Origin of the sequence: Pseudomonas sp. VA159-2 (assembly GCF_024126635.1) — a bacterium.
GTDB lineage: Bacteria > Pseudomonadota > Gammaproteobacteria > Pseudomonadales > Pseudomonadaceae > Aquipseudomonas > Aquipseudomonas muyukensis.
Genome location: NZ_JAMYBV010000024.1, coordinates 31,432 through 51,830, shown reverse-complemented (window position 1 = coordinate 51,830; position 20,399 = coordinate 31,432). Strand labels below are relative to the sequence as shown.

The 20,399-nt window shown below is 67.9% G+C and carries 22 protein-coding genes; 4 read left to right on the top strand and 18 right to left on the bottom strand.

Annotation, left to right across the window (positions count from 1 at the left end):
- Positions 1 to 14: 14 nt before the first annotated feature.
- A complete protein-coding gene (locus NJG22_RS19850) occupies positions 15 to 1,319 on the top strand; it encodes an MFS transporter (protein WP_253096957.1) in 1,305 nt (434 codons plus the stop codon).
- 116 nt (positions 1,320 to 1,435) lie between these two features.
- On the opposite strand, the gene purT is transcribed toward NJG22_RS19850, so the two are convergent.
- From purT to NJG22_RS19825, 5 genes are all read right to left on the bottom strand, one after another.
- Entirely contained in the window at positions 1,436 to 2,617 is a 1,182-nt protein-coding gene (gene purT / locus NJG22_RS19845; RefSeq protein WP_253096955.1) for a formate-dependent phosphoribosylglycinamide formyltransferase, read from the bottom strand.
- Positions 2,618 to 2,691: 74 nt separating this feature from the next.
- The gene (locus NJG22_RS19840) at positions 2,692 to 3,159 is read right to left on the bottom strand and encodes a VUT family protein (protein ID WP_253096953.1); all 468 of its coding nucleotides are present in this window, start codon (positions 3,157 to 3,159) and stop codon (positions 2,692 to 2,694) included.
- Between the two features lie 201 nt (positions 3,160 to 3,360).
- Positions 3,361 to 3,558, bottom strand: coding sequence for a DUF1289 domain-containing protein (locus tag NJG22_RS19835; RefSeq protein ID WP_253096951.1), 198 nt, complete (start codon positions 3,556 to 3,558; stop codon positions 3,361 to 3,363).
- Entirely contained in the window at positions 3,551 to 4,075 is a 525-nt protein-coding gene (locus NJG22_RS19830) for a gamma carbonic anhydrase family protein (RefSeq protein WP_217849659.1), read from the bottom strand. Before NJG22_RS19830 ends, NJG22_RS19835 begins: the two co-directional genes overlap by 8 nt.
- 66 nt (positions 4,076 to 4,141) lie before the next feature.
- A complete protein-coding gene (locus NJG22_RS19825; protein ID WP_253096949.1) occupies positions 4,142 to 4,741 on the bottom strand; it encodes a CoA pyrophosphatase in 600 nt (199 codons plus the stop codon).
- Between the two features lie 136 nt (positions 4,742 to 4,877).
- Here NJG22_RS19825 and NJG22_RS19820 point away from each other — a divergent pair, with 136 nt between their 5' ends.
- Together NJG22_RS19820 and NJG22_RS19815 are read left to right on the top strand one after the other, a co-directional pair.
- Complete coding sequence (locus NJG22_RS19820; protein WP_253096940.1) at positions 4,878 to 5,432, top strand: NUDIX hydrolase; 555 nt, start codon at positions 4,878 to 4,880, stop codon at positions 5,430 to 5,432.
- A gap of 20 nt (positions 5,433 to 5,452) precedes the next feature.
- The gene (locus NJG22_RS19815) at positions 5,453 to 6,016 is read left to right on the top strand and encodes a L,D-transpeptidase family protein (protein WP_253096938.1); all 564 of its coding nucleotides are present in this window, start codon (positions 5,453 to 5,455) and stop codon (positions 6,014 to 6,016) included.
- Between the two features lie 38 nt (positions 6,017 to 6,054).
- Here the strand turns inward: NJG22_RS19815 and NJG22_RS19810 are convergent, their stop codons facing one another.
- The 12 genes from NJG22_RS19810 to NJG22_RS19755 all read right to left on the bottom strand — a co-directional run bounded on the left by NJG22_RS19810 (position 6,055) and on the right by NJG22_RS19755 (position 16,807).
- Positions 6,055 to 6,702 carry a type II secretion system protein N gene (locus NJG22_RS19810; RefSeq protein WP_253096936.1) on the bottom strand — a complete coding sequence of 216 codons (648 nt, stop codon included), beginning with the start codon at positions 6,700 to 6,702 and terminating at the stop codon, positions 6,055 to 6,057.
- Positions 6,699 to 7,085, bottom strand: coding sequence for a type II secretion system protein GspM (gspM, locus tag NJG22_RS19805; protein ID WP_253096934.1), 387 nt, complete (start codon positions 7,083 to 7,085; stop codon positions 6,699 to 6,701). Before gspM ends, NJG22_RS19810 begins: the two co-directional genes overlap by 4 nt.
- Complete coding sequence (locus NJG22_RS19800; protein WP_253096932.1) at positions 7,082 to 8,158, bottom strand: GspL/Epsl periplasmic domain-containing protein; 1,077 nt, start codon at positions 8,156 to 8,158, stop codon at positions 7,082 to 7,084. The genes gspM and NJG22_RS19800 overlap by 4 nt, the downstream gene beginning before the upstream one ends.
- Positions 8,155 to 8,745: a prepilin-type N-terminal cleavage/methylation domain-containing protein gene (locus NJG22_RS19795; protein ID WP_253096930.1), complete on the bottom strand. Its 591-nt coding sequence runs from the start codon at positions 8,743 to 8,745 to the stop codon at positions 8,155 to 8,157. Before NJG22_RS19795 ends, NJG22_RS19800 begins: the two co-directional genes overlap by 4 nt.
- Positions 8,742 to 9,110 (bottom strand): type II secretion system protein, encoded by a 369-nt coding sequence (locus tag NJG22_RS19790; RefSeq protein ID WP_253096928.1) that lies wholly within the window; start codon positions 9,108 to 9,110, stop codon positions 8,742 to 8,744. The genes NJG22_RS19795 and NJG22_RS19790 overlap by 4 nt, the downstream gene beginning before the upstream one ends.
- On the bottom strand, positions 9,107 to 9,544 hold the full coding sequence (gspH, locus tag NJG22_RS19785) for a type II secretion system minor pseudopilin GspH (protein ID WP_253096993.1): 438 nt from the start codon (positions 9,542 to 9,544) through the stop codon (positions 9,107 to 9,109). Before gspH ends, NJG22_RS19790 begins: the two co-directional genes overlap by 4 nt.
- Before the next feature lie 145 nt (positions 9,545 to 9,689).
- Complete coding sequence (gspG, locus tag NJG22_RS19780) at positions 9,690 to 10,121, bottom strand: type II secretion system major pseudopilin GspG (RefSeq protein WP_290445265.1); 432 nt, start codon at positions 10,119 to 10,121, stop codon at positions 9,690 to 9,692.
- Positions 10,122 to 10,138: 17 nt separating this feature from the next.
- Positions 10,139 to 11,341, bottom strand: coding sequence for a type II secretion system inner membrane protein GspF (gene gspF / locus NJG22_RS19775; RefSeq protein WP_253096924.1), 1,203 nt, complete (start codon positions 11,339 to 11,341; stop codon positions 10,139 to 10,141).
- A 2-nt stretch (positions 11,342 to 11,343) separates the two neighbouring features.
- The gene (locus NJG22_RS19770) at positions 11,344 to 12,792 is read right to left on the bottom strand and encodes an ATPase, T2SS/T4P/T4SS family (protein WP_253096922.1); all 1,449 of its coding nucleotides are present in this window, start codon (positions 12,790 to 12,792) and stop codon (positions 11,344 to 11,346) included.
- The gene (gspD, locus tag NJG22_RS19765; protein ID WP_253096920.1) at positions 12,792 to 14,741 is read right to left on the bottom strand and encodes a type II secretion system secretin GspD; all 1,950 of its coding nucleotides are present in this window, start codon (positions 14,739 to 14,741) and stop codon (positions 12,792 to 12,794) included. The genes NJG22_RS19770 and gspD overlap by 1 nt, the downstream gene beginning before the upstream one ends.
- Positions 14,742 to 14,744: 3 nt before the next feature.
- Complete coding sequence (locus tag NJG22_RS19760; RefSeq protein WP_253096918.1) at positions 14,745 to 15,164, bottom strand: type II secretion system protein N; 420 nt, start codon at positions 15,162 to 15,164, stop codon at positions 14,745 to 14,747.
- On the bottom strand, positions 15,161 to 16,807 hold the full coding sequence (locus NJG22_RS19755; protein ID WP_253096915.1) for a lipoprotein UxpA: 1,647 nt from the start codon (positions 16,805 to 16,807) through the stop codon (positions 15,161 to 15,163). The genes NJG22_RS19760 and NJG22_RS19755 overlap by 4 nt, the downstream gene beginning before the upstream one ends.
- Positions 16,808 to 17,014: 207 nt before the next feature.
- On the opposite strand from NJG22_RS19755, the gene NJG22_RS19750 reads away from it, so the two are divergent.
- Positions 17,015 to 19,066, top strand: a complete 2,052-nt coding sequence (locus tag NJG22_RS19750) for a PhoX family phosphatase (protein WP_253096913.1) — start codon at positions 17,015 to 17,017, stop codon at positions 19,064 to 19,066.
- Positions 19,067 to 19,301: 235 nt separating this feature from the next.
- Here NJG22_RS19750 and gspK read toward each other — a convergent pair whose 3' ends face one another.
- Entirely contained in the window at positions 19,302 to 20,267 is a 966-nt protein-coding gene (gene gspK / locus NJG22_RS19745) for a type II secretion system minor pseudopilin GspK (RefSeq protein WP_253096911.1), read from the bottom strand.
- Positions 20,268 to 20,399 lie beyond the last annotated feature (132 nt).

Genomic DNA, 20,399 nt, shown 5'->3' with positions numbered 1-20,399 from the left:
TCAGGGACCTTCGCATGACTACCAGCAGCACTTACGCCGAACCTGCCACGACGGCCCCGGCCAACTCGCCTGCCCGGGTGGCCACCGCCAGCTTCATCGGCACCGCCATCGAGTTCTACGATTTCTATGTCTACGCCACTGCCGCCGCGCTGGTGATCGGCCCAGTGTTCTTCCCCTCCGGCTCCGGCACCGCGCAGATGCTCGCGGCGTTCCTCACCTTCGGCATCGCCTTCCTCGCCCGGCCCCTGGGCTCGGCGCTGTTCGGCCACTTCGGCGACCGCATCGGGCGCAAGTCGACCCTGGTGGCCTCGCTGCTGCTGATGGGCGTGTCCACCACGCTGATCGGCGTGCTGCCCGGCTACGACAGCATCGGCGTATGGGCGCCGATCCTGCTCTGCCTGCTGCGCTTCGGCCAGGGCCTGGGGCTGGGTGGCGAGTGGGGTGGCGCGGCGCTGCTGGCCACCGAGAACGCCCCCGAGGGCAAGCGCGCCTGGTTCGGCATGTTCCCGCAGCTCGGCCCTTCGATCGGCTTTCTCGCCGCCAATGGCCTGTTCCTGACCTTGGCGCTGGTGCTCAGCGACGAGCAGTTCCGTGAATGGGGCTGGCGCGTGCCGTTCCTGCTCAGCGCCGCGTTGGTGCTGGTGGGGCTGTATGTGCGCCTGAAACTGGAGGAAAGCCCGGTGTTCGCCAAGGCGGTGGCTCGTCATGAACGGGTGAAGATGCCCGTGGTCGACCTGTTCGCCCGCTACTGGCTGCCGACCTTGCTCGGCGCCGCGGCAATGGTGGTGTGCTACGCGCTGTTCTACATTTCCACGGTGTTTTCGCTGAGCTACGGGGTGTCGACCCTGGGCTACAGCCGCGAGACCTTCCTCGGCCTGCTGTGCTTCGCCGTGGTCTTCATGGCCCTGGCCACGCCGCTGTCGGCCTGGCTCAGCGACCGTTACGGGCGCAAGCCAGTGCTGATCGTCGGCGGCCTGCTGGCGATCGCCTCGGGCTTTACCATGGAGCCGTTGCTGACTTCGGGTTCGACCACCGGCGTGGCGCTGTTCCTGGCGATCGAGCTGTTCCTGATGGGGGTGACCTTCGCGCCCATGGGCGCGTTGCTGCCGGAGCTGTTCCCGACCCATGTGCGCTACACCGGTGCCTCGGCGGCGTACAACCTGGGCGGTATCGTCGGCGCCTCGGCGGCACCGTTCTTTGCCCAGAAGCTGGTGAGCATGGGCGGGTTGAGCTGGGTGGGGGGGTATGTGTCGGTGGCGGCGGTGATCAGCCTGATTGCCGTGCTGTGCCTTAAAGAGACCCGTGATACCGCGCTTTGACCCCTGGGGCTGCTTTGCAGCCCGATCGCGACACAAGGCCGCTCCTACAAGGGTTATGCGATCCCTGTGCAGCGGCCTTCGCGAAAGGGGCGCGAAGCGCCCCCAGCAGCATCAGATCAGAACTCGACCTTGACCGCCTGCGAAGCGCGGGTCGCCTTGGCCCGCGCGGCCTCGACCGACTCGTCGCGCGCCAGGCACACACCCATGCGGCGCGTGCCATTGATTTCGGGCTTGCCGAACAGGCGGATGGCGGTGTCCGGTTCGCTCAGCGCCGCACCGAGGTTGGCGAAGCGGGTCTGCTGCGACTGGCCTTCAGGCAGGATCACCGCCGAGGCCGATGGACCGAACTGGCGCACCACCGGGATCGGCAGGCCAAGAATGGCCCGGGCATGCAGGGCGAACTGCGACAGGTCTTGGGAAATCAGGGTCACCAGGCCGGTGTCGTGCGGGCGCGGCGATACTTCGCTGAACCACACCTGGTCGCCCTTGACGAACAGTTCCACGCCAAACAGGCCACGCCCGCCCAGGGCGTCGGTGACCGCCTGGGCCACCCGCTGCGACTCGGCCAGTGCCTTCGGGCTCATGGCCTGTGGCTGCCAGGACTCCTGGTAGTCGCCCTTCTCCTGACGATGACCGACCGGGGCGAGGAAGGTAGTGCCGCCGACATGGCGCACGGTCAGCAGGGTGATTTCGTACTCGAAGTCGATGAAACCCTCGATGATCACCCGGCCCTTGCCGGCACGACCGCCCTCCTGGGCATAGTCCCAGGCCTTGCGCAGGTCATCGGCGCTGCGCAGCAGGCTCTGGCCCTTGCCCGACGAACTCATCACCGGCTTGACCACGCAGGGGTAGCCCAGGTCGGCGACCGCCTTGCTGTAGTCCTCGAAGGTATCGGCGAAATGGTACGGCGAGGTCGGCAGGTCCAGCTCTTCGGCAGCCAGGCGGCGGATGCCTTCGCGGTTCATGGTCAGCTGGGTGGCGCGGGCGGTGGGCACCACGTTGAAACCCTCGCTTTCCAGCTCGACCAGGGTGGCGGTGGCGATGGCTTCGATCTCGGGGACGATGTAATGCGGCTGCTCCGCCTCGATCACCGCACGCAGGGCAACCCCATCGAGCATGTTGATCACATGGCTGCGGTGCGCGACCTGCATGGCCGGAGCATTGGCGTAGCGATCCACGGCGATCACCTCGACGCCCAGGCGCTGCAACTCGATCACCACTTCCTTGCCCAGCTCGCCGCAGCCGCACAGCAGTACACGGGTCGCGGTAGGCGACAATGGGGTTCCGATACGGGTCATTTCAGGTCCTCGAAGGCGTCCGGGGCCGCGCCATGCTGGCTGCCGCCCGCTGAAAAATGGACCGCCATTCTACCTCAGGATGCCGCCAGCGCGCGCCGTGCGCGCCAAGCCATGATCAGCCAGACCGCGGTGACCCCGGCGAACTTCGAAGCCAGGGCAGTACCGATCACCGCCGGGGTCAATGCGCCGATCATGCCGAAGAAGATGAAGGTATCCACCGGGATGCTCAGCGCCGAGCTCAGCCACAGGCGGTCACGCAGGGGGCGACGGGTGATGCTGAACACCAGCCAGTCGATCAGCTCGGAAACGAAGAACGCCGTGGCGCTGGCCAGGGCGATGGCGGGCTCCGAGGTGGCGTAGGAAAGTACCAGCGCCACCAGCATCGCCAACAGCGCACCATGGCCGTAGCGGGTCTGCACCATGTCGCGCAGGATGAACACCAGGCCGCCCCAGGCGGACCAGATCACGTCCAGGTGCGGCGCGCTGGAGAAGGCGTAGTTGATCAGCACCACGCTGCTGATGTAGGCGATGAGATAGAACATGGTCTGGGTATTCAGGTGGGCAAGCCGATCAGAGTAGCGTCGGGCCTGCCACTGGACAAGCCCGCGCGCCCTTGCTGGCGCCTAGGCTCTGTACGACAAGCCTTGATACTCGTTCATGCTGCGTTGAAAACCGCCTCGCAATGCTCATGTACGCCAGTACACGGCGCTTGCTCGGCTGTTTTCGCCTTGCCTGACCTTCGTTCATACAGAGCCTAGTATCAAGCCAGCGGCGACCGCGCGTTCGTGGCAACGCTTGAGCACGGCGCGGCGCTGTGTGTTGTCCATGCGCCCCCAACGGCTGATCTCGTCCACCGTGCGTTGGCAGCCGGTGCAGATATCCTGCTCGTCCAGCGCGCAGATGCTGACGCAGGGCGAGGCCACGGGCCGTTCGTCAGTCATCGTCGCCCACCAGCTCGCGGGCATAACGCTGGGCGTTGTGCACGTAATGGGCGGCGCTGGCCTCGAGCATGCGCTTTTGCTGCTCGGTCAGCTCGCGCACCACCTTGCCCGGCGAGCCCATCACCAGCGAACCATCGGGGATTTCCTTGCCCTCGGCGATCAGCGCGTTGGCGCCAATGATGCAGTGCTTGCCGATGCGCGCACCGTTGAGGATCACCGCATTGATGCCGATCAGGCTGTAGTCGCCCACGTCGCAGCCATGCAGCATGGCGTTATGGCCGATGGTCACGCCCTTGCCGATGTTCAGCGGCGAGCCCATGTCGGTGTGCATCACCGTACCGTCCTGGACGTTGCTGTCCTCGCCGATGTCGATCAGCTCGTTGTCGCCGCGCAGCACCGCGCCGAACCATACGCTGGCACGGGCCTGCAGGCGCACCTTGCCGATCAGCGTGGCGTTGGGTGCAGCCCAGCTGGTGGGGTGGGTCTCGACGCGCAGGTCGCCCAGGCGGTATTTCATGTATCGCTCCTCGCGGTATAAGGCTTTTCATACAGAGCCCAAGGCCAGTGACGGGGTCGGCCCCGCTCAGTACTTGATGAAACGCTCGGGGGGGTGGTGCAGGCTGATACCGGCATCGAACAACAGGTTGACCAGCTCGACGATCATGATCGCCGACAGCCCCCAGATCTTGTAGTCGCCGTAACGGTAGCTGGGCACATACCAACTGCGGCCCTGGTAGTCGATACGGTGGGTGTGGTCGCGTGGGTCCTGGCGGAAGAAGGCCAGCGGCACGCTGAAGACTGCGGCGATTTCCGCGTCGTTGGCGCGGTACTCGACGTAGTCGGGGATCAAGCCGACGAACGGTGTCACCTTCAGCCCATGCAACGACACCAATGGGCTGAGCGGCCCGACCACCTCGACCAACCCAGGCGGCAGGCCGATTTCCTCCTCGGCCTCGCGCAGGGCGGTGAACACCAGGTCCGGGTCCTCCGGGTCGCGCCTGCCACCGGGGAAGGCCACTTCGCCACCGTGGGTGGACAGCCCCTTGGCGCGCAAAGTCAGGACCAGCTCGGGCTCTTCGCTGCGGGTAATGGGCAGCAGCACCGCCGCTTCGGGGAAACGGCGGTCCGTCTCCAGTGACGCGGGGGTATGGTTGCTCATTCGGCGAAGAAGCTCGTCCAGCATTACGCACTCTCGATTCCAAGGCCTGCCCTGCATGATGCACCAAAGCCGCAAGGCACCCAAGCCCCGACCGGGGGGCGCTTGCGGTGGCCGGGCCGGGCGCGCCAAGATAGCCCGACCCCACAGGAATGAATAAAGCATGAAATTCTGCAGCGCGTGCGGCCAACCGGTCACCCAGCGGATCCCCGAAGGCGACAGCCGCCTGCGGTATGTCTGCGACCACTGCCAGACCATCCATTACCAGAACCCCAACATCGTCGCCGGGGTACTGCCCACCTGGGGCAGCCAGGTGCTGCTGTGCCGCCGCGCCATCGAGCCCCGCCGCGGCTTCTGGACCCTGCCGGCCGGTTTCATGAAGAACGGCGAAACCCTGGAACAGGCCGCCCGTCGCGAAACCGTCGAGGAAGCCTGCGCCCGGGTCGCTGAAGCGCACCTGTACCAGCTGTTCGATCTGCCGCACATCAACCAGGTGCACGTGTTCTTCCGCGCCGAACTCAGCGACCTGGACTTCGCCATCGGCGTCGAGAGCCTGGAAGTGCGCTTGTTCGAGGAACAGCAGATCCCGTGGGCCGAGCTGGCTTTCCGCACCGTCACACGCACACTAGAATGCTATTATCGCGACCGCATCAGGCAGCACTACCCGATTGGCCATGAATACCTGCCGCCGATGAACGTCGCGTCGTCCACCACCTAAGTTTTCAGGGATACGGTTTCATGCGCTGGCTGCTCGCCCTCTTCTGCCTCAGTGTCGCCTCGGTGTCGCAAGCGGCCTTCACCGAGACCATCATCCGCAAGACGCCTTCGGCGCAGCCCTCGCCTGTGCAGCCGGCCGCCACCGCCGCGCCGCAGGAGCGCCTGATCGACAAGGTGCTGGTGATCAAGTCCGAGCGCCGCCTGCAACTGATCAGCCGTGGCGAGCCGCTCAAGACCTACCGCATCTCGCTGGGCAAGCAGCCCAAGGGCGCCAAGGACCGCGAGGGCGACAAGAAGACCCCCGAGGGCCTGTACTGGCTGGACTGGCGCAAGGTCAGCGACCGCTACAACCTGGCCATGCACATCTCCTACCCGAACATCAGCGATGCGGCCAAGGCGCGCAGCGAGGGGGTCGCGGCCGGCAGCATGATCATGATCCACGGCACGCCGATCAACGAGGAGTACCCGGAATGGTACTTCCACACCCTCGACTGGACCGAAGGCTGCATCGCCATGCGCAACGACGACATGCGCGAGGTCTGGAGCATGGTCAAGGACGGGACGATGATCGAGATTCGCCCCTGAGCCTGTTTTAGCGCTCGACATTCAGCGGGCAGCACGACTCACCAGCGAACCTCCCGCTGCCCTCGCACGGCGTCCCCGCCCAGCCACTGCACACTGCGCAACACCGGCGTCAGCGCCGCGTCAGGCTGCACCTCGATGTTCAAGCGCGCCCGCCGCGCCAGCAGGTCGGCATCCAGCACCAGCGCATGCTGCCCGGCCAGCCCCAGGTTGCCTGTCAATCGCCAGCCACCCTGGCAGGTCATTTCGATCGCGCCCTGGCCCAGGCCCAGCGACCAGGGTTCGGCCAGGGCCAGGTCATTCACCGTGATACGCCCGCTCGCCGCCTGGCACACCCGCCCCGCGCCCTGTACCTGCAACGCCCCTTGCCAGTGCCCGGCCAGACGATAGCCCGGCGTCGTGCTGGCTTGCCCACCCAGCGTCGCAAGGCCACCCTGCCAGCGCCAGGGCCAGCCGCTGATACGCGCCTGCCATCCCTGCCCCTGGAAGCTGAACGCGACATGCGCCTGCATGCGCCAGGGCTGCAGTTCCCAGCTCAGTGGTCCGACCGCTCCCCACTGGGTCGCCTGCCCCTGCCACAGGCTGCCGACCACGCCTTGCGCCGGCAGCCCCAGCCAACTGGCCGGCAGCTCGGCCAGCACAGTCAGGCAGAACACCAGGCACAGCCAAGCCGCGCCGCGCCGGGTCATGGCCGCACCTGAACAGCAAAGCGCAAGCCATCGGCTTCGCGCGCCAACGCCCATTGCAGCGGCTGCGCCCCCTCTTCACGCAGGGCTTGCAACCACGCTTGCAGGGCCTGGGCCTGGGTAACCTTGCCCCGGACCTGCCAGCGCTCACCTTCGGCCTGTATCTCGTCCAGGCCGATGCCCCGGGCCTGGGCCGACTGGCGCAGACGCTCCAGGCTCAGCGCCTGCGGCTCGCGCAGCCCAGCCACCGACTCGGCCACCACCCGCCACTGCTGCACGTCGCGCCAGTAGCCCAAGCCTTCGCGCAGCGCCAAGACAACAAGCAGCAGCGCCACCACCCCCCACGCCAGCGGCAAGCGCTGGCGCCGCAACCATTGCCGATTCATGACGCCGCTCCCAGCTCGAACACCACCTGGCGCGCATCGTCCTCGACCCGCACCTGCGCGCCAACCGCCTCGGCCATCGCCTGCCAGGGCGCCGTCTCGCCCTCCCCGTCGAGGGACAACTGCCAACGCTGGCCGTCGTAGTCCAGCGCACGTAATCGCCAACCGGGGTGCTCGGCCAGCCAGCCCTGCACCTGGGCCTGCAGGCCATCGAGCTGGGCCAGACGCACCTGGGCGTCCTGCTGTTCCTCGCGCAGCCGCCTGAGGGCCTGGGCCGCCTGGCCTGGGGTGGCCCGCTTGCCGGTCAGCGCCACTACCTGATCGCGGTAGAGCTGGGCCTGACGCCACTGCTGGATGCACCACAGCCCGCTCCAGGCGGTGGCCAGCAGCAGGCAGGCCACTGCCAGGCGCTGCTGGGTACTCGACCAGCGCGGGCGCGCACGGATGCGGCGAGCCTCGAACAGGCTTGGCAGGCCATCGAGGCTGGCCAAGGTTTCCGGCCAGTTGCCCGTCACGCTACGTCTCGTCCCTTGCAAGCCGTCCAGCGCAGGCATCACGCCCAGTTGCCCAGGCCAAGCCAGCCAATGTGCCCTGCCCTGCTCATCGCGCCCTTGATAAAGCTCTGTTTCCCCACGCTGCCACTGCCAGCCCTCGCCCTGCTCGGGTTCGGGCAACAACTGAAACTCAGCCCAGCAGCGCTCCAGCGCCAAGCCCCATGCGCCGCATTGCCCACGCCATTGGGCCAACAGCGGGTTGCTGACCGTCCATAAGCGCAGTTGCCCGGCGTGGCGACCGATGCTCGCGCACGCCACTTCGTCGCAGGCCTGAACCAGCCGTTCTTCGAGCAGTAAAGGCCACTCCTCGCGCTTGAGCCCAGGCGGCGCGGGAAGCTGGAAATGGCTGCAATGCTCGCCGGGCACGATCAACGCCACGCGCGCCTCGAGCCCGACCGGGGGTTGGCCCCGGCCTTGCCGCCCCGGCACGCCCTGCTCGACCAGCAACCAATCCCAGACCGCGCCGGGGCGTACCAGCAACCAGGGCCGGGCCGGTGCACGGCGTCGCCAATCAAGCTTCATGAACGCCCCCAAGGCAGAACGAAGGTGCAGACATAGGGTGCTCCATCACGGACTAACTCCACGCGCACGCCACGTCCGGGGTGCGTCGGTTGATCGGAAGGCCAGGCCAGCCAGCGGCCGGACTGGTAATAGAGGACGCCCATGGCGCTGACCCGTTCCAGGCGCTCACGCACCACCCAGCGGGGCAGCGATGGCGCATACAGGTCCGCCGAGGTTTCCAGCAGCAGGCGTTGCTCGCGCGCCTCGAAACGCAGGCGCTGGCGCTGCAGGCGCGAACCGCCCTCGGCCTGCGGCCAGGCCGCGGCGGCCACCCACAGCAATTGCTGGCGGTCGGGCTGCCAGTCGAGCCAGCGCACCGCCAGCGGCAGGCGCTGCTCGTACAGAAGGCGCAGCAGCGGGCTGTCGAAGCGCCGCTCCAGGGCCAGGCAGAAGTCCAGTACGCCGGTTTCGCGAACCTGCTCGTCGAGGCGCTCGCGCACCTTCAGCCAGCCGTTGACCAACGCCGCCAACATCACGCCAAGCAAGGCCGTGAGGGCCAGGGCCAGCAGCAGCTCGATCAGGGTCATGCCCGCCTGGCGCCGCTTCATGGCCGCTCCAGGAAGACCGTGTACTGCCCCAACGGCAGGCGCTGGTCGCGATCGCCATGCAGCAGCAGCTCGCCCCGACGCAGGTCACGCACGCCGGTGCGGCGCAACTGCAATTGCCAATGGCAAGCCTGGCCACCCTGAGTCAACACGCCACTGTCCTGGTCGGCCGCCGGCCAGTACTGCTCGACCACGAAGCGCGCTTGCAGCTCCCGCGCGCACAACAGGCCCAAACGGTGCTGCTGCACAGTGTCCTGCACCGCCAGGCGTTGGCGCAGGACCTGGCTGGTGATCACCGCCAGCAGCGCGGCAATGCCCAGGGCCACGCTCACCTCCAACAAGGTGAAGCCCCGCTGCCTGCCGCTCATGGCAACACGCTCACACGCAACTGGCCGGCGCGGTCCCAGTCCCAGCGCCGGCCACCCTCGGCCCAGCGCCAGCGCACCGTGCCCGGGCGGGCCCAACCATCGGGGGTGAACAGCAGCGCCGGGGCCTGGCTGGCGGGCCAGTCCGGGCGCAGGCCCTTGGGCCAGTCGCCTAGCGCCACGGTTTGCACCTGCCATCGATCACCTTGGCGCAGGACGAACTCGGGACGCTGGCCATTCCAGCGCAAGCCGCGCAAGTGGCCGGCATGCCGGGCCAGGTCGGCCTGGGCCAAGGTGCTGGCAGCCAGACGGTCAAGCGCTTGATCGACGCTGCTGCGCCCCCTGTCGAGCCAGGCCACCGCCAGGCTGGTCATCAGCGCGGCGATGGCCAGCACCACCAGCAGTTCGAGCAGGCTGAAACCACGCTGATGGCACAGCAAAGCCGGGGCTGCTTTGCTGCCCTTACGCGACACAAGGCCGCTCCCACAAGGAAACGCGGTCGCCTGCAGGAGCGGCCTTGTGTCGCGAAAGGGGCGCGAAGCGGCCCCGACAACGCCAAGCCGGACACACACCCCAGTCACCTCAAAGCGCCCAATTGCCCAGGTCGGCATCCAGCCCTTCGCCACCGGGCTGGCCATCGGCGCCCAGCGAGTACACATCGACCCGGCCATGCTCGCCGGGCAGGCGGTACTGGTAGGGGGTGCCCCATGGGTCCTCGGGCAGGCGGCGGATATAGCCATCGCTGCGCCAGCTGCGTGGCAGCGGTTCCTGGGTCGGCTTCTTCGCCAGCGCCGCCAGGCCCTGCTCGTTGCTGGGGAAACGCAGGTTGTCCAGGCGGTACATGTCCAGCGCCTGCTCCAGGGTCGCCAGGTCAGCCATGACCTTCTGCTTCATGGCCTTGTCCTGGTTGCCCAGCACGCTGGGCGCGACCACGGCGATCAGCAGGCCGATGATGAAGATCACCACCATGATTTCCATCAGCGTGAAGCCTCGCTGGCGGTTAGCGTGTTGCAGCATCGAAGTTCTCCTTGTCACAGTTGCAGTCCCTGGTTGAGCTGCATGATCGGCAGCAGCACCGCCAGCACGATGAACAGCACCACGGCGCCCATCACCAGGATCATCAGCGGTTCGAACAGCGCCATGGCGGTGTCCACCTGGCGAGCGAAGCCACGTTCCTGGTCGTCGGCCACCCGTTCGAGCATGTCGGCCAGGGTGCCGCTGGCCTCGCCGCTGCCGACCATGTTCACCAGCAGCGGCGGAAACTGACGGGCGTTGTCCAGTGCCCGGTGCAGGCTGGTACCGCCCTGCACCTGCCGGTGCACCTGGACCATGGCCGCGCGGATACGCCGGTTGCCGACCGTCTCGGTGGCTACCTGCAAGGCCTCGAGCAGGGCCACGCCGCTGCCGCACAGAATCGCCAGGCTACGGGCCAGCCGGGCGCTCTCCAGCACTTGCAGCAACACGCCGATACGCGGCAGGCGCAGCAGCCAATCGTCGCGGCGCAGGCACCAGCGCGGCTTGCGCAGCAGCCAGCCGCCCAGCAGCGCAAGCAGCGTCGCCAGCACCAGCAAATAGGGACCGGCCTGCACCAGGCCCTGGCTCAGGCCGATCAGCAGCGAGGTAATCAGCGGCAGGCTCTGCCCGGAATGGGCGAACTGCTCGGTGAGCTTGGGCACCACGAACGTCATCAGGCCGACCACCACCGCCAGCGACACGCCCATCAGCACCACCGGGTAGATCAGCGCGGTGCGCGCCTTGTGGCGCTGGCGCTGCACCTGTTCGAGGTGATCGGCCAGCCGGCTCAGCACCTGGCCAAGGCGCCCGGAGCGCTCACCGGCCTCGACCAGCGCGCAATACAGCCCCGTGAACGGCGCGCCCTGCCGGGCCAGGCTGCGGGCCAGGCCCAGGCCCTCGCCCAGGGCACTGCGCAAGGCCAGCAGCACTGTGTGCAGCGCCGGCTGGCGCAGTTGGCGCTCCAGGGTGGCCAGGGCATCGACCAGCGGGATGCCCGCGCCGACCAGGGTCGCCAGCTGGCGGGTCAGCTCGCACAACTGGGCCCGGCTCAGGCGCTGGCGGCGCGGTTGTGCCTGGTTGCCTTCGTGGCGCTGCAGGCTGCGCGCGAACAGCCCCTGCTCGCGCAGCAACTGCCGCGCATGGCGCTCGCTGTCGGCCTGCACGCAGGCCTTGTGTGGCTTGCCGCCAAGGTCCACGGCCTGGTAGCGATAGGTCGGCATGACTAACCCTGCACCACGCGCAGCACTTCGGCCAGGCTGGTTTCACCGCGGGCCAGGCAAGCGCTGGCCATCGCCAGCAGGCTCTGCCGGCGGCCGTCCAGATAGGCCTGCATGGCCAGTTCGCTTTCGCCGTCATAAAGCAATGCCACCAGCCCGGCATCCAGCTCGATGAACTCGTACAACCCCAGGCGGCCGACATAGCCGCTGCCCTGGCAGTGCTCGCAGCCAACCGGGTGGTAGCTCTCGCCCAGGCTGCCCAGCTCTGGCCACAGTTCTCGTTCGGCACTTTGCAGTGGCTGCGCCACGGCGCACCCACACAGGCGCCGCACCAGGCGCTGGGCCAAGACCCCGCGCAGGCAGGAAGCGATCAGGAACGGCTCGATCCCCATGTCGCGCAAGCGCGTCACCGCGCCCACGGCACTGTTGGTATGCAGGGTCGACAGCACCAGGTGCCCGGTAAGGCTGGCCTGCACGGCAATCTGCGCGGTCTCCTGGTCGCGGATCTCGCCGAGCATGATCACGTCCGGGTCCTGGCGCAGGATGGCGCGCAGGCCGCTGGCGAAGGTCAGCCCGGCACGCGGGTTGATGGCGGTCTGGCCAATGCCGGCGATGGCGTATTCCACCGGGTCCTCGACAGTGAGGATGTTGCGGCTGCCATCGTTGAGGCTGTTGAGGCCCGCGTACAGCGTAGTGGTCTTGCCCGAGCCGGTGGGGCCGGTGGACAGCACGATGCCGTTGGGCCGCGCCAGGCAGGCGCGCAGCCCGCGCAACACGGCGCTGGGCATGCCCAGGTTGTCCAGCGCCAGCAGGCTGGCCTGCTTGTCGAGCACGCGCATCACCACCCGCTCGCCATGGATGCCGGGCAGGGTCGAGACCCGCACGTCCACCTCGCGTCCGGCGGCGCGCAAGGTGATGCGACCATCCTGGGGCTGGCGTTTCTCGGCGATATCCAGCCGGGCCATGACCTTGATCCGCGACACCAGCATCGCCGACAGCGCCCGGGGCGGGCGCAGCACCTCGCGCAGGTGGCCATCGATGCGCAGGCGCACCACCAGGCTCTGCTCGAAGGTCTCGATATGGATGTCCGAGGCGCGCAGGCGCAGGGCCTGGCCGAACAGGCCGTTGATCAGGCGGATCACCGGCGCCTCGTCGTCGCTTTCCAGCAGGTCCTCGATGCGCGGCATCTCGCTCATCAGGCTGTCCAGGTCGACCTGCTCGCCAATGCCTTCGATCAAAGCCGCGGTGGCCGCTTCGCCGGCCTGGTAGAGCTGGCCCAGGCGCTCGTCGAAGGTCGCGCTGTCGAGCTGCTCCAGTGCACTGGGCTGGCCATGCACGCGCAGCAGCTCCTGCACCTGGTCGCTGTCGGCGTCGCCGCGCAGCCACAGCTGCCAGCCGTTTTCGGCCGGGGCCATGGCCACCCCGCTCTGGCGCGCCAGGCGATACGCCAGCATCACCAGTCACCGCCTTCGAGGCGCGCGCGGCTGGCGGGGAACACCTGCAACAGCGGCAGGCCCTCAGCCAGCGCTGGCAGCTTGAGCGGGGTGTTCTGCTGCAGGCTCTGGTACTTCTGCTGGCTCAGCCCGGCCAGGCTCTCGCCGTCGCGCAGGATGCGCGGACGGATGAACACCATCAGGTTCTGCTTGGTGTTCTTGCTGGCGTCGGAGCGGAACAGCCGACCCAGGTAGGGAATGTCGCCCAGCAGCGGCACACGCTGGTTGCTGGTGCTCAGTTCGTCGCTGATCAACCCGCCGAGGATCACCAGGCCGTTGTCCTCGACCATGACCTTGGTCTTGATCTCGCGCTTGTTGGTGATCACATCGCTGGCGGCGCTGGAGTCGGCGATCGACGACACCTCCTGGACGATGTCCAGGCGCACGCTATCGTCGATGCTGATCTGCGGCTTGATACGCAGCTTCACCCCGACTTCCTTGCGCTCGATGGTCTGGTAGGGATTGGCGTTGTTCTGGGTGACGGAGCCGGTGACGAACGGCACCTCCTGGCCGACCAGGATCGACGCCTCGGCATTGTCCAGGGTCAGCAGGGTCGGCGTGGACAGCAGGTTGAAACCGCTCTTGCCCTTGAGTGCGTTGACCAGCATGGCGAAATTGAAACCGCCACCGAAGTGGCCGATGCCGGCGGTGGCACCGCTGGTGGCCGCCAGCAGCTTGCCGAGCTTCTCGTTGTCGCCGCTGCTGGCGGCCCCGGCGATGCTGGCGATGTTTACCCCGTTGCCGCCGAAGTTGACGATGCCGGCGCCGAACTTCTCGTCGGCGAACAGCCACTGCACCCCCAGTTCCTGGGCGCTGCTGTCGGAGACCTCGGCGATGATCGCCTCGACCACCACCTGCGCCCGGCGAATGTCCAGCTGCTCGACGATGCTGCGGTAGGCGGCCAGCTCGCTGTCCGGGCCGACCATCACCACCGCGTTGGTGCCCTCCTCGTACTCCAGGCGAATGCCCGAGTCGCTGGCCGCGGGCACCGGTGCTTCCTTGCCTTCGCCCTCGGTGGCCGGCACCGCGCCAGCCTGGCTAAGGCCACGCAGCACCTTGACCACTTCGGCGGCGTTGGCGTGGCGCAGGTAGATGACCTGGGTATTGCTGCTGCGCAGGCTGTCGCTGGGCCGGTCGAGCTGGGCCAGCAACGCGCGCACTCGTTCGCGGCTGTCGGCACTGCCGCGCACCAGCAACGCGTTGCTGCGCGGGTCGGCGACCACCTGGGCGGCATCGCTGCCCTGCTCGCGGGCCAACAGCCGCGTCACCAGGCCAGCGGTGTCGGCGGCGCTGGCGTGCTTGAGTGGCATTGCCTGCAACGGCTCGTCGCTGACCTGGTCGAGCTGGCGCAGCAGGCTGGCGATACGGTCGAGGTTACTGCGCCAGTCGGTGACCACCAACAGGTTGGCTGCCGGATACGGGGTAATCACCCCGACCCGTGGGTCGATCAGCGGCTTGAGAATTGCGAGCATCTGCTCGCTGGCGGCGTTGCGCACGTTGAACACGCGGGTGGCCACGCCGTCGCTGCCTTCGGCCTGCTTGCCGGCGGTTTCCACCGGCACCGGCTCCAGGCGCGCGGCCTGGTCGGGGACGATCTTCACGCTGCCGTTGGGCAGGTCCACGGCGGCGAAGCCCTGGGCGCGCAGCTGGGCCAGGAAGATGTCGTAGATGGCGTCGGCGTCATGCCGATCGACTGTGCGCACGGTGACCTTGCCCTGCACTCGTGGGTCGACGATGAAGGTGGTGCCGGTGATGCGCGACACGCTGTCGATGAACTCACCGAGCTCGGTGTCGACGAAGTTCACCTCGTACAGCGGCGTGCCATCGTCGGCGAACACTTCCGGCTCTTCGGCCTGGGCCAGGGCTACGCCGAGCAGCAACAGCCCGGCCAGACAGTACCTTGCGATCATCATTCATCCTTGGCGCTTGAAACCGGTCACGGCAGGGCGTGGCGGCCAGGGCAGGCGCTCGCGCCGGCCGTTGTTGTCGAAAATCAGGCCGTCGGCGTCGATTGCCTGCAACACGATACCTGGCGCCAGGCGCTGGCCACGGCCGAGGGTGCGCACCTGCTGGCCGTGGCGCAGCACCACCACGCTGGCCGACAGCGGCTGGGCCTTGAGCCCGCCCAGGTAGACCAGGGGCAGGCGGGTGAGCGGGATGCGGCCGTCGTCCAGCGGCGCCTGCCAATGCTCGACCAGCAAGCCGGGCAACGGCGCCAGTCCCTGCTGGGGCGCGCTGGCCGGCTGCGGCTGGCGGCTCAGCAGCAGCACGCACTGCGCGGCCAGCCAGCCGGCCAGGGTCAGCAGGGCGACGCTGAACAGCCGCGAGGTCACGCGGCCACCTGGTGCGGGTGCCAGCCGGGGTGGCCCTGCACGTAGCGCACAGCCGGCAGTTGCAAGGGTGCCAAGGCCCAGCCCGGGGGCTGCCGGGTCAGCCAGGCTTCCAGCGTCTGCCACAGCGGCGTGCCGGCCTGGGCGTCGAAGTGCAGGCCGAAGGTGCGGCACAGGCCTTCGACCGGCTGCAAGCCGATGATGCGCTTGCCGTTGGGGCTGTAGCTCACCTGCCAGTCCTGGCCCTGCCAACGCGGCAGGTCCTGGCTGTTGTCCAGCAGCAGCGGATCGCCGAACAGTTGCTCGGCGGCGTTTTCCAGCACCTGCTCGACCTGGCGCGCCGGGGCCTCGACCACAGGGGCGGCATAGCCACCGGTCAGGCTGATCAGGTGCTCGCGGGTAATCGCCTCGCCCGCCGGCAGGGGGTAGTCGTAGCGCAGCCCGGGCAGCAGCACCGGCATGCTCGAAGTGTCGGCCAGGGCCTGGTGCAGCAGGCGGTCCCAGCTGCCGCCACGGGTATCACGGCGCCACAGCGCCTCGGGGGCACGCGCCAGCGGTTGGTCGAGCCAGGCGGCATGGCCATTGCGCTGGCGTTGCAGCTCGACGCGCAATTGGCTGGCACGGGCCAGTGCCTGGGGACCGAGGCTGTGCGCGAAGGCCGGGAAAAATTGCGCCTCGAACTGCCACTGATCACCGGCCTGGCGACAGCGCAGGCGAAACGCGCCGCTGGCCCGGCAGCCGGCGAACAGCACCGGTACCCGGCGGCCGCTGGCCTGGGTAGCCTGTACCGGCGTTGGCCACAGGTCCTGGCCACGGGCGCAGAGCAGCACGTCCAGCTCCGGCACGCGCTCGGCCAGCCACAGCCCCGGGCCGGTGCCGACATCCGCCAGCGCCACCACCAGGTCGGCCTCGCGCCGGGCTTGCTGGAAGCTCGGTTGCAATGACTGGTACCACTGCTTGAGCGAGGCTTTCTGATCCTGGGCGTAAGGATCGGTAACCCCGACCACCGCGATGCGCACCCCGCCGCGCTGGAACATCTGCAGGCCTTCGATACCCAGCGCCTTGGCCTGGGCATCGGCCAGGCCGGCGCCGAGGGTAATAGAGGAAGACTGGCGATAGAGCCCGGCACTGCGCTGCGGCCACAACACGCGCTCGTCGCTGCTGACCCGCGCCTCGCTGCCCAGCAGCTGGCTGCCCTGCACACCGCTTTCACCCTGGGTGAGGTAGGCCAGGCCGCTGCCATTCCAGCATTGGCCGTTCTCCAGGGTCAGGCACTGCTCGCGACCCGCCTCGAGCCGCAGTTGCTCGAGCAGCGCCGCCAATACCGCATAGCCACCGGTGCGGGCCTGCCCGGCCAGGTTGGCATCGAGCAGCGGCGCCAGCGCCGGCTGCCCGGCGCTGGCGTTCGGCCCGCTCATCCACGGCGCACGGCCCAGGTGGCTGACCGGCCCCAGCCGTGTGGCCGGCACCACGGCCTGGCCCGGTTGGCGGGCGTCGAGGGTGTCGGCGACATACAACAGGTCCAGTGCCCGGTCAGCCGCGCCACGGGGCATGGGCAAGGCCGAGCAGGCACCGAGCAACGGTGCCAGGGCACCGACACCCATCCAGCTGATCACTTCGCGCCTGCTTGCCATCGACTCCGCCATCCCTGTTCTCGTTGGGCCCCGGATATTGCGGCGCTTGCGTGACAGTTTGATGGCAGAAAACCAATGGTAATTCCAAAAGATACTTGATTAAGCCTTTAGTAATAGCCGCAAGTTTTAAACGCGCGTTAACAAAACTGACAATCAATCATCATACTTGCCGTCTACAGTCGCGGTTTCCTTCAACTCAGCCAAAAAAAGGACACCCTGATGAGTCGAGACAGCGGCGATAACCTGGACCGCAACCCCAGCGGCAACCTACCGATGGCCAGCGTCATGGACGCCTACCTGAGCCGTCGCGCCGTGGTTCGCGGCAGCCTCGGCGCCGCCATCGCCATGATCGCCGGTACCGGCCTGAGCGGTTGCTTCGACAGCGGCGGCGGCTCCAACCACGACGATCCGGCCCCGCCCACCCAGCCAGAAAAACCCAAGCTCAAGCTGGGCTTCAATTCGATCACCGGCTCGCGCACCGACGCCTGCGTGGTCGCCGCCGGCTACAGCGCCTACGTGCTGGCGCCCTGGGGCACGCCGCTGAACGCCAGCGCCAACCCGTGGAAGGCCGACGGCAGCAACAGCGCCAGCGACCAGGCCAACGCCATGGGCATGCACCACGACGGCATGCATTTCTTCCCCATCAATGGCAGCTCCAGCGACGGCCTGCTGGCGATCAACTTCGAATACATCGACACCGCCGCGCTGCACCCGGCCGGCCCTACCACCGTCGCCGGCAAGCGCCCGGTCGAGGAGGTGCGCAAGGAGATCAACGCCCATGGCGCCGGCGTGGTGCGTATTCGCAAGGTCGACGGGCGCTGGCAGGTGGTCGACAACGACCCGCTCAACCGTCGCTTCACCACCGTCTCGCTGATGGACATCGCCGGGCCGATGCGCGGCACCGACCACGTCAAGACCAAGTTCTCGCCCGCCGGCACCCAGTGCCGCGGCACCAACAACAACTGCGGCAACGGCTACACCCCGTGGGGCACCTACCTGACCTGCGAGGAGAACTGGCCCGGGATCTTCGTCAACAAGGGCACCCGCCCGGCCAACCAGGTGCGCATCGGCGTGTCCAGCAGCAGCGGCCAGTACAAGTGGGAGACCGCCGCCGGTGACGCCAGCGAGGTGGCCGGCGAGTTCGCCCGCTTCGACATCACCCCTACCGGCGCCAGCGCCACCGACGACTTCCGCAACGAAGCCAGCACCTACGGCTACATCGTCGAAATCGACCCTTACAACGCCGCCACCCTGGCGGTGAAGCGCACCGCCCTGGGCCGCTTCCGCCATGAAGGCTGCTGCCCGGGCCTGCCGGTGGCCGGCAAGCCGCTGGTCTGGTACACCGGCGACGATTCCAACAACGAGTACCTGTACAAGTTCGTCTCCGACGCCTTGTGGGACCCGGCCGACGCCAACCCGGCCGACCGCCTGGCCACCGGCGCCAAGTACCTGGACAAGGGCAAGCTGTATGTGGCCCGCTTCGACGCCAACGGCACCGGCGTGTGGCTGCTGCTCGACGTGGCCACCGCGACCACCGCAGGCAGCACCCTGGGCGCGCAGTTCGGCGACCTGCCGGGCATCATCCTCAACACCCGTGGCGCCGCCGACGCCGTCGGCGCCACACCGATGGACCGCCCGGAATGGACTGCCGTCAATCCGCTCAACGGCGACGTCTACCTGACCCTGACCAACAACAGCGCGCGCACCGCAGCCAAGGTCGATGCGGCCAACCCGCGCGGCCCGAACCGTCATGGCCATATCATCCGCTGGCACGACAGCGACGATCACAAGACCTTCGCCTGGGACATCTTCGTGTTCGGCGCCAACGCCGCCGGCACTCCGGACATCAACCGCTCGGGCCTGACCGAACTGAACCAGTTCGCCAGCCCCGATGGCATGAGCTTCGATAGCCGCGGCGTGTTGTGGTTCGAGACCGACAACGGCGAGACCACCCTGACCAGCTACACCAACGACCAGCTGCTGGCGGTGATCCCCACCGACCTGGTGGATGCCAACGGCAAGCAGATCCCGGTCAACGCCACCAACCAGGTGGACCTGCGCCGCTTCTTCGTCGGCCCCAATGGCTGCGAGGTGACGGGCATCACCTTCACCCCGGACAACAAGACGATGTTCGTCAACATCCAGCACCCGGACAACTGGCCCAGCACCGACAAGGCCACCGACCTGACGCCGGCCGGCACCTCGGTAAGGCCACGGGCTTCGACGGTGGTGATCCAGCGTAACGATGGCGGGGAGATCGGCACCGCCTGATTCGCCCCAAGCGCCGGGCCGCTCCCTCAAGGGTTTGCGTACACCTTGTGGGAGCAACTGTCTTGCTCCACTGCTAAAGCTAGCGCGGTCACTGTAGGAGCGGCCTTGCGTCGCGAAAGGGCTGCGCAGCAGCCCCGGCGATTTTGATGGTGGCTCAGAATCTGGGGCCGCTACGCGCCCCTTTCGCGACACAAGGCCGCTCCTACACAGATTGCGCACAACCTGCGATTGTCTGCTACCAGGCCACCGGCTCCCGCCCCCTGACCCTTACCTGCTGCGCCGGCACCCGCGCGTGCCACTGCACCACGCCCAGCGCCTCGATCTGGAACTGGCTGCGCAGCGTGCGCCCCGCTTCCTCGAACGACAGCTGCAACACGAAATGGCCGCTGTTGAGCAGCAACCCTTCGCTGAGCCGGGCGAAGGTCTCGTCATCCACCGCCCCCAGCGCCTGGCGCAATGCCGCGGCATCCACGTAGCCCGCCGCCGGCCGGCCGCTGATGATCCGGCTGAGCATCGATCCAGAGAACCGTCCCTCGTACATCGCCTCCAGCAACGGCAGGTGCTCCAGCCCCAAGGCATTGGCATTGAGCCGCCAGCCACTGGTCAAAGGCAGCGCGCAGAGCATCCGGTAGCGCGCCTGGCGGCCACTGTCGGGCTCCAGCAACAGGTTCAGTTCGCTGCTGTCGAGCATCGGCTGGTTGGCCGCCAGGCGTGGCGGTTGCTGGCGCAGGTACTGGGCGCTCTCGGCGCCCTGCAGGCGGGCATCGCTGTCGGCGTCCAGCCAGTCGGCCAGGGCATCGACCAGGCGTGCAGCGGCCATGTCATCGCCCAGCAGGTAACGCAATTGGCGCTGCGCCCGAGGGCCGTCCTCGCCCAGCAGGGCATTGACGTTGAAGCAGCTGTGCTGGTCGATCACCCGCAGCTGCGCCTTGCCCGCGCCAAAGTCATAGCTCAGCGGTTGCCCGCGCAACGCCTGCCAGAACAGCGGGCTGACGCGCCAGGCCGGGTCGCGCAGGGCCTGGGAGGCATAGGCTAGCCCTGCCTGCTCCATGGCCCGCACCTGCACCCGCTGGTGCAGCAGGCGCACCGCGTCCACCTGGCGGCGGCCGTCCTCCACCAGCCAGGCCAACCCCGCGGCCAGCATCGCCAGTACCACCAGCACCATCAGCAGTGCCGCGCCCCGTTGTTGCCCGCGCCCCATCCTTGCCTTCCTGTCGCCGCTCAAAGCGCCAGTCAACACGGTGGTTGTTGCAGGCAGATGGCAGTCATGTGCGCGTCATCTGCGCCAGGCAGGATTGGCCTTCCCTTTTTATCGACCTGACAGGAGTGGTCT

Bases quoted from the DNA above. Each gene is read 5' to 3' on its own strand.
- NJG22_RS19850 (WP_253096957.1), top strand. From the start codon at position 15: ATGACTACCAGCAGCACTTACGCCGAACCTGCCACGACGGCCCCGGCC.
- purT (WP_253096955.1), bottom strand. From the start codon at position 2,617: ATGACCCGTATCGGAACCCCATTGTCGCCTACCGCGACCCGTGTACTG.
- NJG22_RS19840 (WP_253096953.1), bottom strand. From the start codon at position 3,159: ATGTTCTATCTCATCGCCTACATCAGCAGCGTGGTGCTGATCAACTAC.
- NJG22_RS19835 (WP_253096951.1), bottom strand. From the start codon at position 3,558: ATGACTGACGAACGGCCCGTGGCCTCGCCCTGCGTCAGCATCTGCGCG.
- NJG22_RS19830 (WP_217849659.1), bottom strand. From the start codon at position 4,075: ATGAAATACCGCCTGGGCGACCTGCGCGTCGAGACCCACCCCACCAGC.
- NJG22_RS19825 (WP_253096949.1), bottom strand. From the start codon at position 4,741: ATGCTGGACGAGCTTCTTCGCCGAATGAGCAACCATACCCCCGCGTCA.
- NJG22_RS19820 (WP_253096940.1), top strand. From the start codon at position 4,878: ATGAAATTCTGCAGCGCGTGCGGCCAACCGGTCACCCAGCGGATCCCC.
- NJG22_RS19815 (WP_253096938.1), top strand. From the start codon at position 5,453: ATGCGCTGGCTGCTCGCCCTCTTCTGCCTCAGTGTCGCCTCGGTGTCG.
- NJG22_RS19810 (WP_253096936.1), bottom strand. From the start codon at position 6,702: ATGACCCGGCGCGGCGCGGCTTGGCTGTGCCTGGTGTTCTGCCTGACT.
- gspM (WP_253096934.1), bottom strand. From the start codon at position 7,085: ATGAATCGGCAATGGTTGCGGCGCCAGCGCTTGCCGCTGGCGTGGGGG.
- NJG22_RS19800 (WP_253096932.1), bottom strand. From the start codon at position 8,158: ATGAAGCTTGATTGGCGACGCCGTGCACCGGCCCGGCCCTGGTTGCTG.
- NJG22_RS19795 (WP_253096930.1), bottom strand. From the start codon at position 8,745: ATGAAGCGGCGCCAGGCGGGCATGACCCTGATCGAGCTGCTGCTGGCC.
- NJG22_RS19790 (WP_253096928.1), bottom strand. From the start codon at position 9,110: ATGAGCGGCAGGCAGCGGGGCTTCACCTTGTTGGAGGTGAGCGTGGCC.
- gspF (WP_253096924.1), bottom strand. From the start codon at position 11,341: ATGCCGACCTATCGCTACCAGGCCGTGGACCTTGGCGGCAAGCCACAC.
- NJG22_RS19770 (WP_253096922.1), bottom strand. From the start codon at position 12,792: ATGCTGGCGTATCGCCTGGCGCGCCAGAGCGGGGTGGCCATGGCCCCG.
- gspD (WP_253096920.1), bottom strand. From the start codon at position 14,741: ATGATCGCAAGGTACTGTCTGGCCGGGCTGTTGCTGCTCGGCGTAGCC.
- NJG22_RS19755 (WP_253096915.1), bottom strand. From the start codon at position 16,807: ATGGCGGAGTCGATGGCAAGCAGGCGCGAAGTGATCAGCTGGATGGGT.
- NJG22_RS19750 (WP_253096913.1), top strand. From the start codon at position 17,015: ATGAGTCGAGACAGCGGCGATAACCTGGACCGCAACCCCAGCGGCAAC.
- gspK (WP_253096911.1), bottom strand. From the start codon at position 20,267: ATGGGGCGCGGGCAACAACGGGGCGCGGCACTGCTGATGGTGCTGGTG.